The 15,582-nt window shown below is 64.6% G+C and carries 12 protein-coding genes; 3 read left to right on the top strand and 9 right to left on the bottom strand.

Translation table 11 applies throughout. From position 1 onward, the window contains the following. The first annotated feature begins 3 nt into the window (after positions 1-3). Complete coding sequence (uraD, locus tag Q0687_RS17875) at positions 4-891, top strand: 2-oxo-4-hydroxy-4-carboxy-5-ureidoimidazoline decarboxylase (RefSeq protein ID WP_298879099.1); 888 nt, start codon at positions 4-6, stop codon at positions 889-891. Here the strand turns inward: uraD and Q0687_RS17870 are convergent. Then, positions 888-3,614 (bottom strand): molybdopterin-dependent oxidoreductase, encoded by a 2,727-nt coding sequence (locus Q0687_RS17870; RefSeq protein ID WP_298879098.1) that lies wholly within the window; start codon positions 3,612-3,614, stop codon positions 888-890. The genes uraD and Q0687_RS17870 overlap by 4 nt on opposite strands. Further along, positions 3,611-4,438, bottom strand: a complete 828-nt coding sequence (locus Q0687_RS17865; RefSeq protein WP_298879096.1) for an FAD binding domain-containing protein — start codon at positions 4,436-4,438, stop codon at positions 3,611-3,613. The genes Q0687_RS17870 and Q0687_RS17865 overlap by 4 nt, the downstream gene beginning before the upstream one ends. A 152-nt stretch (positions 4,439-4,590) precedes the next feature. On the opposite strand from Q0687_RS17865, the gene Q0687_RS17860 reads away from it, so the two are divergent. Next, entirely contained in the window at positions 4,591-5,940 is a 1,350-nt protein-coding gene (locus tag Q0687_RS17860) for an 8-oxoguanine deaminase (protein WP_298879094.1), read from the top strand. Between the two features lie 101 nt (positions 5,941-6,041). Here Q0687_RS17860 and Q0687_RS17855 read toward each other — a convergent pair whose 3' ends face one another. The 4 genes from Q0687_RS17855 to Q0687_RS17840 form a co-directional block, all read right to left on the bottom strand. After that, positions 6,042-7,118 carry a BMP family ABC transporter substrate-binding protein gene (locus Q0687_RS17855; protein ID WP_298879092.1) on the bottom strand — a complete coding sequence of 359 codons (1,077 nt, stop codon included), beginning with the start codon at positions 7,116-7,118 and terminating at the stop codon, positions 6,042-6,044. Positions 7,119-7,197: 79 nt separating this feature from the next. Then, positions 7,198-8,115, bottom strand: coding sequence for an ABC transporter permease (locus Q0687_RS17850; RefSeq protein WP_298879090.1), 918 nt, complete (start codon positions 8,113-8,115; stop codon positions 7,198-7,200). Continuing rightward, a complete protein-coding gene (locus Q0687_RS17845) occupies positions 8,102-9,193 on the bottom strand; it encodes an ABC transporter permease (protein WP_298879088.1) in 1,092 nt (363 codons plus the stop codon). Before Q0687_RS17845 ends, Q0687_RS17850 begins: the two co-directional genes overlap by 14 nt. Continuing rightward, positions 9,177-10,748, bottom strand: a complete 1,572-nt coding sequence (locus Q0687_RS17840) for an ABC transporter ATP-binding protein (RefSeq protein ID WP_298879087.1) — start codon at positions 10,746-10,748, stop codon at positions 9,177-9,179. Before Q0687_RS17840 ends, Q0687_RS17845 begins: the two co-directional genes overlap by 17 nt. 568 nt (positions 10,749-11,316) lie before the next feature. Between Q0687_RS17840 and Q0687_RS17835 the strand changes: the two genes are divergently transcribed. Continuing rightward, positions 11,317-12,423, top strand: coding sequence for a hypothetical protein (locus Q0687_RS17835; protein WP_298879086.1), 1,107 nt, complete (start codon positions 11,317-11,319; stop codon positions 12,421-12,423). A gap of 442 nt (positions 12,424-12,865) precedes the next feature. Here Q0687_RS17835 and Q0687_RS17830 read toward each other — a convergent pair whose 3' ends face one another. Genes Q0687_RS17830 through Q0687_RS17820 form a run of 3 tightly spaced genes read right to left on the bottom strand, consistent with a single transcriptional unit; the run spans position 12,866 to position 15,577 of the window. Further along, entirely contained in the window at positions 12,866-13,351 is a 486-nt protein-coding gene (locus tag Q0687_RS17830) for a nucleoside deaminase (RefSeq protein WP_298879085.1), read from the bottom strand. 13 nt (positions 13,352-13,364) lie between these two features. Next, complete coding sequence (locus Q0687_RS17825) at positions 13,365-14,897, bottom strand: ABC transporter ATP-binding protein (protein WP_298879084.1); 1,533 nt, start codon at positions 14,895-14,897, stop codon at positions 13,365-13,367. Further along, positions 14,894-15,577 (bottom strand): isochorismatase family cysteine hydrolase, encoded by a 684-nt coding sequence (locus tag Q0687_RS17820; protein ID WP_298879082.1) that lies wholly within the window; start codon positions 15,575-15,577, stop codon positions 14,894-14,896. Before Q0687_RS17820 ends, Q0687_RS17825 begins: the two co-directional genes overlap by 4 nt. Positions 15,578-15,582 lie beyond the last annotated feature (5 nt).

Raw genomic sequence — 15,582 nt, 5'->3', positions numbered from 1 at the left:
ACGATGTCGCAGATCTCGCTCGCTGATCTCAACGCCGCGAGCACCGACGATTTTGTCGCGGTGCTCGAAAACGTGGTCGAATACTCGCCTTGGATCGCTCAGCAGGTAGCGACGCGTCGCCCGTTTGCTGGCATCAATGCCTTGCTCGACGCGATAATGGCGGCGATCAAAGGCGCCGAGCCCGACGCGCAGCTGGCGCTGATCCGCGCGCATCCCGATCTCGCCAACAAAACCCAGCGCGCGGCGGGCCTGACGGCGGAATCGACCAGTGAGCAGAGCAGCGCCGGCCTTGATCGGCTGTCGGAGGCCGAATACGCCGCGTTCGAGCGCGTCAACAACGCCTACCGCGAAAAATTCGGCTTCCCCTATATCGTCTGCGTGCGGCGTCACACCAAGGACTCGGTGTTGCGCGACTTCGAGACGCGGCTGCGCAACATTGCCAAGACCGAAACACGACGCGCGATCGAGGAGATCGGCCGTATCTCCGCGCTGCGGCTCGATCAGCTCGTCATCGCCGACGACCGGCTGAAAGTGCACGGCCGGCTCTCGACCCACGTGCTGGACAATCATTTCGGCAAGCCGGCGGCGGGTATAGCGGTGGAGTTGGTTGAGCTCGCCAGTCTCGGCGAGAGCCGCGTGATCGCGCGCGGCGTCACCAACGCTGACGGCCGCACCGATCAGCCCTTGATCGGCGGCCGCCCGCTGCCGATCGGCCGATACGAGCTCCGTTTCAACATCGGGAAATACTACGCCGAGCGCAACGTGCAGCTTCCCGACCCGCCGTTCCTCGATGAGATCCCGCTGCGCTTTGCGATCAGCGAGCCGGAAGGCCACTACCACGTGCCGCTGCTGGTCACGCCCTGGAGCTATTCGACCTATCGCGGCAGCTAGTCGGCGAATTTCTCGTGCAGCGCCGGAAACAGCCGGTCCGGCTTGAATGGGGGTGCGGTGAAGCGGATGCCGGTGGCATCCGCGATCGCGTTGCCGAGTGCTGCGGCGACCGGATTGTAAGGGCTCTCGCTCATCGACTTTGCGCCCAGCGGCCCGATCGTATCGGACGTCTCGGCGAACAACACCTCCGTGCGCGGCACGTCCGCGAAGGACGGTAGATGGTAGTCGCGGAATTTGGGATTGGTGACGCGGCCCTCCGCGTCGATCACCATCTCCTCATAGAGCGCCGCACCGAGCGCCTGCGCGACGCCGCCTTCGATCTGGCCGCGGCATTGCATGGGATTGGCGACTACGCCGGCATCGGCCGCTTGCACGCTCCTGAGAACCTTGATCTCGCCGGTGGCCTTGTTCACGGCGACGCGAAAGCCCTGCACGTTGAAGCCGACTGAGCGCGGCGTTCCCTCGGAATTGCCGTGCGCTGCGAGCGGGCGACCCGCCTCGCGTGCGAGCCTGGCGAGTTTGGTCAAGGACATCTGCCGCACGCCGCTGACGACGAATTCGCCCTCGAGCGTGCACGTCGTGACATCGCAAAGCCACGCACCGGCAGCCGCCGCCTTCAGATCGGCCGCAAGCCGCAAAGCTGCGGCTTCGGTTGCCTTGCCGGCCACGAAGGTGCCGGTGCTGCCATAGGCGCCGGTGTCGTGGCCGCCATGGGCGGTGTCGGATTGGCGCAGGCGGATGCGGTCGACGGTGCTCGCGAGCACGGTCGCAGCGATCTGCCGGTGCACGGTGCTGGTGCCGTTGCCGAACTCGGCAGTGCCGACGGTGAGGTCGAATGTGCCATCATCGCTGAGCGCGATCTTGGCGTCCGCGATGTGGCCGGCAGGCGGCGCCGTATCGATCATGGTCAGTGCAATGCCGTCGCCGGTCAGCCAGTCCTGCGACAGCTCGGCTTGCGGCCGATCCGCCTGCATCGCGCGCTCGACGAGGTCGATGCACTGGTCGAGCCCGTAGGAGCCATAGAGCACGTCGTGATAGTCTGACTCCGGCGGCGACAGCATGGGATCGCCGCACCTGATGATGTTGCGGCGACGCATGTCATAGGGGCTGATGGCGAGCTGCTTCGCAAGCTCATCGATCGCGGCTTCCACGGCGATCTGGGCTTGCGGCAGCCCATAGCCACGAAATGCGCCCGCCGGCACTGTGTTGGTATAGACCACGTGGCCGTCGACACGCTTGTTCGGGCAATTATAGACCGCGATCGACTCGTTCACCGCGTGGAACATCACGGAGGGGCCGTGATTGCCGTAGGCGCCGGTATTGGAGAGCAGATCGAGCTGCAGTGCGGTGAGCCTGCCGTCGGCATCGGCGCCGGCCTTGATGTGGACGCGCATCGGATGCCGCGTTGAGGTCGCGATGAACTGCTCCTCGCGAGTGAGCTCGAGCTTGACGGGCCGGCCGGTCTTCAGCGCGGCGAGCGTCAGGATGTCCTCGACGAACATCTCCTGCTTGCCGCCAAAACCGCCGCCGACGCGCTCGCAGAACACGCGGACCTTGTCCATCGGAAGCTGGAAGATATCCGAGAGCGCGCGCCTCGTCAGGAATGGCACCTGCGTCGAGGTGCGGACGTTGAGCACGCCTGCTTCGTCAAGCCAGGCGAGGCCGCCATGGGTCTCCAGCGCGGCGTGCTGGACGCGGTGGCTGTGGAAGGTGGCCTCGTAGGTGACGGCGGATGTGGCGAGTGCGGCGGCGACATCGCCGAACTCGCCATGAATCTCCGCGACGAGGTTGCGCTTCGCGTCGGCAACGCGGTTGGCGCTGGTCCTGTCGGGGTGAACGAGCGGCGCGCCCGGCAGCATCGCCTGCTCCGGATCGATCAACGCAGGCAAGATCTCGTACGCGACTTTCAGCCGACGGCAGGCTTCCTCGGCCGCGCCCTCACTCTCGGCCACTACCGCGGCGACCCTCTGGCCGATGAAGCGGACGACGTCGTCGAGGATGCGGGTATCCTCGGGATCCATCCAGTCCTTCTCATGCCGCGCCGTCGATGTCAGTACCGATGGCGCATCCTCATGCGTCAGGATTGCGTGCACGCCTGGCACCGCCATCGCCGCGGATCTGTCGATCGAAACGATCCTGGCGTGGGCGTGCGGCGAGCGCAGCAGCTTGATGTGCAGCAGGCCGTCGATATCAGTATCGAACGTGTAGCGCGCCTTGCCGCGGACGACGTCCGGCCCTGCCGGCGCCGGCAGACTGCGACCAAAGGCGCCGCCGGCCTCGATATCCGCCTCGACATTGCTGTTGCCGTGGATCGCGTCCTCGATCGCGCGATAGCCGGTGCAGCGGCAGATGTTGCCCTTCAGCGCGGCGCCGAGATCGGTGCGCTGCGCCTGGTTCAGCGAGGCACATGTGATGATCATGCCGGCCGTGCAGAAGCCGCACTGGAATCCCTGCGCATCGAGGAAGGCCTGCTGCATCGGATGCGCGCCGTCCTTGCCGCCGAGTCCCTCGATTGAGGTGACGGTGCGTCCCTCCGCGCGAAACGCGGGGATCAGGCAGCTGTGCACGGGCTCGCCGTCGAGCAGCACGGTGCAGGCGCCGCAATCGCCGGCGTCGCAGCCCTTCTTCACTCCGAAATGGCCGAGCTCGCGCAGAAACGTGCGCAGGCACTGACCGGCGCGCGGCGATTGCGAAAATGTCGCGCCGTTGATCTCGAAGCTCATGGCGACATTGCACCCGAAAGTTCGGCGCGGATCTCCTCGGCGAGGCGGAGCGTCATGTGCTTGCGCCAGAGCGGCTTGCCATGAATGTCGGTATGATAGAGATCATCGGGAATCTCCTCGGAGATCGCGGCGCGAAGCGTGCTCGCATCGGGCGGTCCAGGAAACGACATCTGGATCGGGCGCACCGTCGATGCGGTCACGGTCAGCTTCAGCGTGCCATTTCCGTAGAGGCTTCCGATCAGAAGTGCTGCAGAGCGGCCGACCGGTGCAAGCGAGATCTGGCGAAACGCGGAGCGGCGCTTCAGCGCCGCAATCGGGATGTCGATCTGCCGCAACAGGTCGCCCGGCGACAGGCGATTACGCTGGTTGCCGGTGACGAAGTCGGCGACGGGAATCTTCTGCTCGCCGCCGCCGGCCTTCCAGATGGTGCAGACGCCATCGAGCGCGGCCGTGAGCGAAATCATCGGCCCCGCCGGCAGGGACATGCAGAGATTGCCGCCGACCGTCGCCGTTTTCCAGATCTTGAACGAGGCGAGAAATGCGCGGCAGCATTGACTGATCAGGGGGGCGGCGTGCCAGTCAGGCGGGCAGGTGAACGCATCGAGTTGCGAGATGGTGCAGGTGGCGGCGATGCTGAGGTGGCTCTCGGTGATCGTCAGCGCCGGCCATTTCAGATCGGTGAGATCGATCAGCCGTGTGAGATGGACCTGCGGCTCGGAGAACAGCCAGGTGCCGCCCGCGAGCCAAGCATCACCTGGCGTCCAAACGGGCAGCTCGGATCGCGTTTGCGGATGGGAGACCGCTGTGATGGTATTCAAGTCCATGGCTGCAACGTCGCCTGCGCCGGATGATTTGTGTCGAGGTAAAGTCTTGCAAGACCAGCGCCAAGTAGCAACAACAAGTCGCAGCAATCATGCTCTCGGGATGGCTTTGCGCTGCAGGCGCTTCGCTAACGAGGGCGAGGAGAAATAGAGTCATGAGCGAGGCAAATCCGATCTGGATCAGGGGCCCCCTGGCCATTCTCGCAGACGGCGCCGGACGCGGGATCGTCGTGAGGGATGGCCGTATCGTCGAACTCGTGCCCGCAGGCGCGACGCCTGTGACCCCAGACGTTGCGGTGTTCGATGCGAACCAGCATGTCGTGCTGCCTGGCCTCATCAACACCCATCATCATTTCTATCAGACGCTGACGCGGGCGCTGCCGGCGGCGATGGACCGCGAGCTGTTTCCCTGGCTCCAGGCGCTCTATCCGGTGTGGGCCAAGATGACGCCCGAGGCGCTCGAGCTTGGCGTCACCGTGGCGATGTCGGAACTGCTGCTCTCGGGCTGCACGACGACGACCGACCATCACTACGTCTTCCCGGCAGGGCTCGAGGAGTCCGTCGATATCGAGGTCGGCGTCGCACAGCGGCTCGGCGTCCGCGTGCTGCTGACGCGCGGCTCGATGAACCTGTCGCAGCGCGATGGCGGCCTGCCTCCTGACAGCGTCGTCCAGGACGAGGACACCATCCTTGCCGATAGCGCACGCGTGGTCGCCAAGCACCATCAGCGCGGCGCGGATGCGATGGTGCAAATCGCGCTCGCGCCTTGCTCGCCGTTCTCGGTGACGACGTCCTTGATGCGCGCCACCGCCGATCTCGCCGACAAGCTCGACGTGCGCCTGCACACCCACCTCGCCGAGACCGAGGACGAGAACAAGTTCTGCGAGCAGATGTATGGCTGCCGCCCGCTCGACTATCTCGAGCAATGCGGCTGGCTCAACGCGCGGACCTGGCTCGCGCACGGCATCTTCTTCAACACTGAGGAGATGAAGCGGCTGGGCAAGGCCAAGACCACCATCAGCCACTGCGCCTGCAGTAACCAGCTGCTGGCCTCCGGCTGCTGCCCGGTATGCGAGATGGAAGAGGCCGGCGTCGGCATCGGCATCGGTGTCGACGGTTCGGCCTCGAACGATGGATCGAACCTGATGCAGGAGGTGCGCGCGGCGTTCCTGCTGCAACGGGCGCGCTATGGCGTGACCAAGGTCAGCCACAAGGATGCGCTGCGTTGGGCGACCCGGGGCTCGGCGGCCTGCGTCGGCCGCCCGGAGCTCGGCGAGATCGCGGTCGGCAAGGCCGCCGACCTTGCGCTGTTCAAGCTCGACGAGCTTCGCTTCTCCGGGCATGGCGATCCGCTGGCCGCGCTGGTGCTGTGCGGCGCGCATCGGGCTGACAGGGTGATGGTGGCGGGGAACTGGGCTGTGGTCGACGGCGCGATCCCGGAACTCGACATTCCGGACCTGATCCGCCGGCACAGCAGCGCGGCGCGAGCAATGCACGCGGGATAGGAAATAGAAGAGGGGGCGACCACAAGTGCCGGGTGCTTCTGGCCACCCCCTCCGAACCTCCTCCGGGAGGAGCAGGTGATTTGGTCAAAGCAAGAAGCGTGCTACTTGCCCGGCAGCTTGTCGTCGATGCCTTTGACGTAGAAATTCATGCCGAGGATCTGGCCGGCATCGAGACTGGTGCCACCCTTGCACTCGATCTCCTTGCCGTCCTGCCCAAGGACCGGGCATTTGAACGGGTTCAGCTTGCCAGCGATGATCGCGGCTTGGGCATCCTCGGCCATCTTTTTCACGTCGTCAGGCATGTTGGTATACGGCGCCATGGCGAACATATGGCTGTCGAGGCCGCCCCAGGTGTCCTCGGACTTCCAGGTGCCGTCGAGCTCGGCCTTGACGCGCTCGATGTAGTAGGGGCCCCAGGTGTCGAGGATCGAGGTCAGCTGGGTCTTCGGGCCGAACTTGATCATCTCGGAGTCCTGGCCGAAGGCGAGCTTGCCGCGTTCGCTGGCGATCTGCATCGCAGCCGGGCTATCCGTGTGCTGCATGATCACGTCGGCGCCCTGGTCGATCAGCGCCTTGGCGGCATCGGCTTCCTTGCCCGGGTCGAACCAGGTGTTGGCCCAGATGATCTTGACCTTGATGTTCGGGTTGATGGTCTGCGCCGCGATCATCGTCGCATTGATGCCGGAGACGACCTCCGGAATCGGGAACGAGCCGATATAGCCGAGCACGCCTGACTTCGACATCTTGGCCGCGATCAGGCCCTGAATGTAGCGGCCCTGATACCACTTCGACGAATAGGTCGACATGTTCTTGTCGCGCTTGTAGCCGGTCGCGTGCTCGAAATGCACGTTCGGATATTTCTTGGCGACCTTCAGCGTCGGATCCATGTAGCCGAACGAGGTCGTGAAGATCAGCTTGTTGCCGGCGCGGACGAGCTGCTCGATGGCGCGCTCGGCGTCGGGACCTTCGGGAACGTTTTCGAGATAGGTGGTCTCGATCTTGTCGCCGAACTCCTTCACCAGCGCCTGGCGCGCGAGCTCATGCTGATAGGTCCAGCCGAGATCGCCGATCGGGCCGAGGTAAATGAAGCCGACTTTCAGCTTGTCGGCGGCGGAAGCTGCACTGATGCTTCCGGCGAGCAGAAGGCCGGCAGCCAGCGCAAGAAGTGATTTCCTCATCGTCAATCTCCAAACATCAGGGGAAAGCCACGATCCACGGCGTGCGCGCCCCATCGCGCATGCTGTGGAAACCAAAATGCTAGCGGTCAGGCACGAACACGGTGCCGAGCGCGGCCGGCGCGGTCGAGCCGCCGGTCCGCGCGCGGGAGAGCAGGACCAGCACGATGACTGTCGCCAGATACGGCAGCGCCGACATGAATTGCGAGGGAATGCCAACGCCCCAGCCTTGCGCATGCAGTTGCAGGATCGTTACCGCGCCGAACAGGTAGGCGCCGATCACGAGCCGGCCGGGCCGCCAGGATGCGAACACGACCAGCGCGAGCGCGATCCAGCCGCGGCCCGCGGTCATGCCGGGAATGAAGAACGGCGTATAGGCAAGCGGCAGATAGGCGCCGGCAAGACCTGCGCAGCCGCCGCCGAACATCACGGCGAGGGTGCGGATGCGCAGCACGGGATAGCCGAGCGCGTGTGCGGAAACGTGATTGTCGCCGCAGGCGCGCAGGATCAATCCCGCACGCGTGCGGTACAGGACCCACCACACGCCGACGATGAGCGCGATGGAGAAATAGACGAAGGCATCTTCGCCGAACACCACGCGGCCGATCAGCGGAATGTCGGTGAGGCCAGGAACATACAGGTGTGCGGCCGGCGTGAGGCGTTCACCGACGAAGCCGGCGCCGATCAGGCCTGATAGCCCGATGCCGAAAATGGTCAGCGCCAGACCTGTCGCGACCTGGTTGACGGCTAGGCCGAGTGCCATCAACGCGAAGATCAGCGACATCAGCATCCCTGCGATGATGCCGAACAGCGCGCCGATGAAGATCGATCCGGTGAGCCACGCGCCGCCGAAGCCACAGGCCGCGCCGACGATCATCATGCCCTCGACGCCGAGATTGAGCACGCCGGAGCGCTCGGTGACGAGCTCGCCGGTTGCCGCGATCAGCAGCGGTGTCGATGCGGCGAGTATCGACAGGATGATGGCTTCAACCAGCTCCACGGGCCACCTGTCGGTTCGCCAAGACGAGCTTGAAGCGATAGAGAATGAGAGAATCGCAGGCGAGCACGTAGAACAGCAGGATGCCCTGGAACACCTTGGTGACGTCCAACGGGATCTTCATTGCGATCTGCGCCTGCTCGCCGCCGATAAAGGTGAGCGCGAGAAAAAGGCCTGCAATTAATATTCCAATCGGGTTCAGCCGCCCGAGAAACGCGACGATGATCGCCGTGAAACCGTAACCGGGCGAGATGCCGGGCTGGAGGTGTCCGACAGGACCAGCGACCTCGATGATGCCGGCAAGGCCGGCGAGTGCGCCCGACACCGCGAAGGTCAGGATGACCAACTGGTTGGCATTGAAACCGCCGAACCGCGCCGCACGCGGCGCAGCACCGACAACGCGGATCTCGAATCCCTTGATGGTGCGTCCGAGCAGGATTGCCGCTGCTGCGACGACCAGCAACGCGATGATCGAGCCGAGATGCAGCCGTCCGCCTTCGATCAGCAGCGGGACGGTCGCCACGGGATCGAACTCCGCCGTGGTCGGGAAGTTGAACCCGTTCGGATCGCGCCAGGGACCGCGCACGAGATAGTCCAGCAAGAGGTCGGCGACATAGACCAACATCAGGCTGGTGAGGATCTCGCTGGCGCCGAACTTCACCTTGCAGATCGCAGGGATCAGCGCATAGAGCGCGCCTGCGGCGGCCGCGAGCACGAGCATCGCCGGCAGCACCCATGCGCCAGCGTCAGTTCCTTGCGTCTTCACCGCGATCCAGCTTCCGGCCACGGCGCCGATCAGGAATTGCCCCTCGGCGCCGATGTTCCAGGCATTGGCGAGATAGCAGAGCGACAGCCCGATCGCGATCATCACCAGCGGCGTCGCCTTCACCGCGAGTTCCTGGAGCGAATAGCTGTCGGTCAAGGGCGCGATGAAATAGGCTTGCAGCGCGAGAACGGGATTCTTGCCGAGGATCGCGAACAGAATGGTCATGGTCACGATCGTCAGGCCGATCGCGATCAGCGGCGAGACCAGCGCGATCGTGTTGGAGCGCTCAGTGCGCTTCTCAAGCACCAACTGCATGCGCGGCCTCCTTCGGCTCGAGGCTGCTGCCGCCCATCAACAGGCCGAGCTTCTCGCGCGTCGCCTCGCTTGCGGCGAGTGGAGCAGACAGGCGACCGTGGAACATCACGGCGATGCGATCGGCGATCTCGGCGAGCTCGTCGAGATCCTGGCTGGTCACGAGCACCGCGGCACCTGCAGTCGCAAGGTCAAGCAACGCCTGGCGGATGACGGCGGCAGCTCCGGCGTCGACGCCCCAGGTCGGCTGGCTCACCACCAGCACAGCGGGATTGCGCAGGATCTCGCGGCCCACGATGAATTTCTGCAAGTTTCCGCCGGAGAGGGATGCGGCTTCCGGGTCGCGCTTGGCCTTGCGCACGTCGAAGGTTTCGGTCGCCTTGTCCACGGTCTTCAGCGTGGCGGCGGTGTCGATGAAGCCGCGATTGACCATGCCGCTGGCGGCGTGTCCCGTCAGCAGCGCGTTCTCCGACAGCTTCATGCGCGGCGCAGTGCCGTGGCCGAGCCGCTCTTCGGGCACGAAGGCCGCGCCGAGCTTGCGCCGCTTGGTGATCGAGAGGTGGCCGGCAGCGATGCCTTCGATCACGATCGTCCCGGGATCCTTCGACAACCGCTCGCCGGACAGGGCGGCAAACAATTCGTCCTGACCATTGCCGGCGACGCCGGCGATGCCGAGGATCTCGCCGCCCTTCAGCTCGAACGAGATGTGCTCGAGCCGCACCCCGTGCGCCTCGTCGGGCGCCAGCGAAAGATCGTTGACGACGAGCCGCGGTATGGTCGTCTGCCGCCCGGCCGCCGCCTTCACTTCCTTGATCTCGCCTCCAACCATCATGCGCGCGAGCGAGGCAGCGGTCTCGAGCCGGGGATTGCAGGTCTGCACCTTCTTGCCGCCGCGCAGGATCGTGGCGGTGTCGCAGAGCCGCTTCACCTCATCGAGCTTGTGGCTGATATAGAGGATGGCGCGGCCTTCGGCCTTCAGCCGCTCCAGTACGACGAAGAGCTGGTCGGCCTCTTGTGGCGTCAGCACCGCGGTCGGCTCGTCCAGGATCAGGAACTTCGGGTCCTGCATCAGCGCCCGGACGATCTCGATTCGCTGGCGCTCGCCGACGGACAATTGCCAGACCTCCCGTCGGGGATCGAGCGGCAGTCCGTAGGTCCTGGACACCTGCTCCAGCCGCGCTGACATGTCCTTGAACGATTCCTTGCCGTCGAGGCCAAGTGCGACGTTCTCGGCGACGGTGAGGTTGTCGAACAGCGAAAAGTGCTGGAACACCATGCCGATGCCGCGGCTGCGCGCCTCGGAGGGACCGGACAGCACGATCGGTTCGCCCTGCCAGCGGATTTCGCCGGCAGAGGGCTGGATCAGCCCATAGATCGCCTTCACCAGCGTCGATTTGCCGGCGCCGTTCTCGCCAAGCAGGGCATGGATTTCCTTCGGCCAGACGTCGATGTCGATGGAATCGTTGGCGAGGAAATCCCCATAGCGCTTGGTCAGCCCGACCGTTCTGAGCAACGGGGACTCGCCGGAATGCAGGCCGTTGAGCGTCGGATCTAACATTCGCTGATACGCTGGCATGGGACGAAGTGCCTCAATACTGGGCTAGTTTAAACCACCGCGTAAGGTGTGAAAAAGCGTCATCCCTTGCTTAACGCTTCGGCAGCGCCCTGGTGTCGCGGCTAGCGGTCCTTATCGGGCGATGATTGGCTGCAGCGGGCGGGCCGCAGCCGTCGCAATCGCCGCTGCCGGCGAGGTCTGTTGCAAATTTGTGACGGTTCAAATCAAATCGGAACCCGCTGTGCAGGCTTGATGTGAAGTTGAGCAAAATCGCGCCAGCACGCGTATGCAACGCGGCATCGGCGCGGCAGCTGCTGCCAACACCAGGCTTTGGGTTGCGCGGTCGGAATAAAACGCAAACGAAATCAACCGGGAATGTTCGGCATTGCGTTGTCGATCCCGCGCGGCAACGACACGCGAAAACCCTGGGATTTCCGTGGTGAATCGTCGCGCGTTGCCGAAACATGCGGCATGCCTTGAAAAAAGTTGAGGCTTCTCACCTCGGGAGTTCGGAGCAAGTGTCGCCCAAGGGACGTTGATTTTTACGTGTCCAAACTTGGGGGTATTCAGGATGTCGTTTCGCTTCAAGGGAGTTGCAGCAATGGCGCTGTCACTTGCTACGCTGGCCACCGGTGGCTGGGTTCACGCGGCAGATCTGCCGGTCAAGGCGGCCAAGAAGGCGCCGGACCTTCCGTTCTTCCTGGTGATCGATGACCGCGTGTCGTTCTCCTGGATGCCGAAGGGGACCGACCCCGGCATGTGGAGCACCCGGCCGGACGGCAGCATCAACGGCACCACGCCCAAGCAGGTCTACTCGTTCACGCACTTCGACCTCTGGGCCTACGGCACCAACTTCTTCACGATCTCGATGTTCAAGTCGGGCCATAACGACCCCACCTCGCCCTGTACCGCGCCGGGCGTGACCATCACCGGCGGCGCTGCCAATTGCGCAGGCGCGACCGAGATTTACGGCCTGTTCCGTTCGACCTTCGGCTGGAACGAGCTGTTTAACACCAAGGCCTTCACCGCGGGCCCGCTGCACAACGTCTCGTTCGAAGTCGGCATGGACGCGAACACCGAGAACAACTTTCTTGCGCCCGCAAAGCGTGACGTGGTTGCCGGTCTGCAGTTCGCCTTCGACCTTCCCTACAAGGGCTATATCGACGTCGCTCCGTTGGTGTACTGGGAGTTCTTGAACCACAACGCCTTCACGCAGTGCGGCCTGTTCGGCGCCGGTGTCGCGGGCGTGACCTGCAACGCGGACGGAAACGTCAGCTATCGTGCGACCTGGGCCGTCGAGATCAACTACTACATGGATCTCGGCTTCCTGCCGCCGAACATGCAGTTCTGGTCGATCAGCGGCCGTGCCGGCTGGTACGGCCCCAAGGGCGACTCGAACGGTCTTCCCGCGCTCTCGGGCATCGGCCGGTTCTCGACCGCTTCGAAGACCGAGCTGAACAGCGAACCGATCCGCCTGACCTTCGACGCCTCGAAGGCGGCGTGGGGTGACAAGTACTCGCACTTCGTCGACCTCTGGGTCGCCTACCGCTACTGGCAGAACAAGTTCGGCCTCGACCACAACGCCATGGCGGGCGTCTGCACCGTCGCCGCGACCGGCCAGAGCACCAACAGCTGCACCGAGTCCACCGTCTATGGTGGCGTGACGGTGAAGTTCTGAGCGGCTGAGGCCAGGGTACGGATGGCGCCGCGCAGAAATGCGCGGCGTCATTAGAAAAATCAAAGGCCCGGTCGCTGATGCGATTGGACCTTTCGGTTTGTGGCGCAGTTCCGACTGCCCTGCGCCCCTTCAACAGGATCGACGCTCTCTCGCCGTCATTGCGAGGAGCCCTTGCGACGAAGCAATCCAGACTGCATCCGCGCTAGCCTCTCTGGATTGTTTCGCTGCGCGCGCAATGACAAGCAGCGGCGGACTGGCCGCGTTTTCAAGAATGCGATGATGGCATAATGCCACTGTTTTGCCCGACGCATCAAGCGATATTCGAAAAATGCGAAATGACAGCCGAGTAGACCTCGTGCGGGCGAGGCATCGCGGTTCTACTGTGCATGGGGTTGTTTTTCGTTTTTTGCCGGAGAGCGAGCGGTACCGGTCCTCGGAGAACCTACTTCGTCCACACGCCGTCGTGCAGCGCTGCGGCCTCGTCTTCCAGGAGCGGGCCAATCACCTCGGTTGGTCGCTGGCCGCTGGCAAAGACGTCGCGGCAGGGCAGGTCGAGCGTCGGGTTCTCCGGGTGGTTGCCGGTGATGTCGCGCAGGCGGTGCTCGCTGAGGCCATAGACCACCCGGCCGATGCCCGCCCAATAGATCGCGCCCGCGCACATCGCGCAGGGTTCGGCGGAGGAATAGAGCGTGGCTGATACCAGCACCTCGCTGGCGAGCGTGCGGCAGGCCTGCGTGGCCGCGAGGCGTTCGGCATGCGCGGTGCCGTCATGGTCGGGCATGTAGCCGTTCTCGGCTTCAATCAACACCTTGCCATCGGCATCGACGACGATACAGCCGAAGGGATGGTTGCCATGGGTGAGGGAGCGGCGCGCGACCGCGAAGGACAAACGCAGGAAGTGCTCGTCGCGTTCGCCTCTGCCGTCCATCGCCCCTCCGTAGTCAGTGCCCCGCCATGTGCCGGCCGACCTCGGTGAGATCGGCCTCGCTGGTCCGTGCTTCATACACGAATTCGCCGTGGAACATCACCACCAGCCGGTCCGAGAGTTCGAGCAATTCGTCGAGGTCTTCGCTCACCAGCAACACCGCCGCGCCGCGGTTGCGGGCGGCCATGATCTCGGCGTGGATTTGTGCCACGGCGGCGAAGTCGAGCCCAAAGCAGGGATTGGCCGCAATCAGCACCTCGACATCGCCGGCAAGCTCGCGGGCGAGCACGGCGCGTTGGACGTTGCCGCCTGACAGCGCCGAGATCGGCGTCTCCGGCGAGCGCGTCTTGATCTTGTACTGGCCGATCTTCTTCTTGGCGTCGTCGCGGAAGGCGCCGCGATTGAGCCACCAGCCGCCGCTGGCGAAAGGCGCGCGGTCGAACTCGCGGAAGGCGATGTTGTCGGCAACGCTCATGCCGCCGACACAGGCATTCTTCAGCGGCTCCTCGGGCAGCAGCGACATCTTGTGGCGCCGCATCTCCTCGCGGCTGGCGTGATAGGGATCGCCGGCGACGCGAATTTCGCCGCCTTCGGCCTCGCGTTGGCCGGCGAGGACCTCGACGAGCTGGCGCTGGCCGTTGCCGGAGACGCCGGCGATGCCGACGATCTCGCCCGCGCGCACGGTGAGGGAGACGTCGTGCACGGCCACGGCGCCGGCATCGTCGAGCGCGCGGACCTTTGCCAACTCCAGCCGCGCCCGACCGGCCTCGCCGGTCCGGGGCGGCTGAACCGTCAATTCCTCGGCGCCAATCATGGTGCGCGCCATCGCATCGGGCGTGAGCTCGGAGACCTTGCCGGCACCGGCAAGCTTGCCGCGGCGCAGGATGGTGACCTCGTCGGCGAAGGCCATGACCTCGCGAAATTTGTGCGTGATCATCAGGATGGTCAGCTCGCCCTTGACGACCATGTCGCGGAGCATGCCGAGCACCTCATCGGCCTCGGCCGGCGTCAGCACCGAGGTCGGCTCGTCAAGGATCAGGAAGCGGCGCTTCAGATAGAGCTGCTTCAGGATCTCGCATTTCTGCCGCTCGCCGGCCGAGATGTCGGAGACCTTTGCCGAGAGCGGCACCTTGAAGGGCATGCGGTCGAGAAACGCCTCGAGCTCCCTCATCTCCTTCGGCCAATTCACCACGGGTGGCACGTCATCGCGGGCCAGCACGAGGTTCTCGGCAACCGTCATGGCGGGCACCAGCGTAAAGTGCTGATAGACCATACCGAGGCCGAGCGCATGAGCATCCTTCGGGTTGGCGATCGCCTGCTCGCGCCCGCCGACGAGGATGTCGCCTTCGGTTGCGTGGTAGTAGCCCATGATGCATTTGACGAGCGTCGACTTGCCGGCGCCGTTCTCGCCGAGCAGTGCATGGAACGAGCCTGGCCGCACCTTCAGCTCGACGTTATCCAACGCCAGGAAGTCGCCAAAGCGCATGGTCATGGCAATGGCGTCGACGCCGAAGGCGCCGATGAGCGGAGGCGGCTCGCCGATGATCACGAGATCGCTCCGATGAAGGCGTCCGAGGTCGAGACCGCGCCGAACACGCCGCCCTGCATCTTGATCATCTTCAGCGCGTGGTCGTGGTTGCTCTTGTCGGTCGCTCCACAGCAATCGTGCAGCAGCACGCATTCGAAGCCGCGATCGTTGGCCTCGCGCATGGTGGTGTGGACGCAGACGTCGGTGGTGATTCCTGTGAGAACGATGTTCTCGATGCCGCGCACGCGTAGGATCAGCTCGAGGTCGGTGGCGCAGAACGAGCCCTTGCCGGGCTTGTCGATGATGGGCTCGCCCGGCAGCGGTGCAAGCTCCTCGATGATGTCCCAGCCGGGCTCGCCGCGCACCAGGATGCGGCCGCACGGGCCGGGATCGCCGATGCCGGCGCCGATCTGGCGCGAGCGCCAGCGCTTGTTGGCGGGCAGATCAGAGAGGTCGGGGCGATGGCCTTCGCGAGTATGGATGATGTGAAACCTCTGTTTGCGCATCGCCGCGAGCAGCTTCTTGATCGGCTCAATTGGCGCCCGTGTCAGCGAGAGATCGTAGCCCATCTTGTCGACGTAGCCGCCGACGCCGCAGAAATCGGTCTGCATGTCGATGACGATGAGCGCGGTGTTCTCCGGGCGCAGGTCGCCGTTGTAGGGCCAGGCATAGGGCTCGGACTTGATGTAGCGCTCGGGCATGATTT

Origin of the sequence: uncultured Bradyrhizobium sp., from assembly GCF_936928535.1 — a bacterium.
In the GTDB taxonomy this organism is placed as follows: domain Bacteria; phylum Pseudomonadota; class Alphaproteobacteria; order Rhizobiales; family Xanthobacteraceae; genus Bradyrhizobium.
This window is presented reverse-complemented; position numbering and strand designations above follow the sequence as displayed.

Coding starts and splice junctions, on each gene's coding strand:
- uraD (WP_298879099.1), top strand. CDS start 4: ATGTCGCAGATCTCGCTCGCTGATCTCAACGCCGCGAGCACCGACGAT.
- Q0687_RS17820 (WP_298879082.1), bottom strand. CDS start 15,577: ATGCCCGAGCGCTACATCAAGTCCGAGCCCTATGCCTGGCCCTACAAC.
- Q0687_RS17840 (WP_298879087.1), bottom strand. CDS start 10,748: ATGTTAGATCCGACGCTCAACGGCCTGCATTCCGGCGAGTCCCCGTTG.
- Q0687_RS17865 (WP_298879096.1), bottom strand. CDS start 4,438: ATGGACTTGAATACCATCACAGCGGTCTCCCATCCGCAAACGCGATCC.
- Q0687_RS17845 (WP_298879088.1), bottom strand. CDS start 9,193: ATGCAGTTGGTGCTTGAGAAGCGCACTGAGCGCTCCAACACGATCGCG.
- Q0687_RS17870 (WP_298879098.1), bottom strand. CDS start 3,614: ATGAGCTTCGAGATCAACGGCGCGACATTTTCGCAATCGCCGCGCGCC.
- Q0687_RS17835 (WP_298879086.1), top strand. CDS start 11,317: ATGTCGTTTCGCTTCAAGGGAGTTGCAGCAATGGCGCTGTCACTTGCT.
- Q0687_RS17860 (WP_298879094.1), top strand. CDS start 4,591: ATGAGCGAGGCAAATCCGATCTGGATCAGGGGCCCCCTGGCCATTCTC.
- Q0687_RS17830 (WP_298879085.1), bottom strand. CDS start 13,351: ATGGACGGCAGAGGCGAACGCGACGAGCACTTCCTGCGTTTGTCCTTC.
- Q0687_RS17855 (WP_298879092.1), bottom strand. CDS start 7,118: ATGAGGAAATCACTTCTTGCGCTGGCTGCCGGCCTTCTGCTCGCCGGA.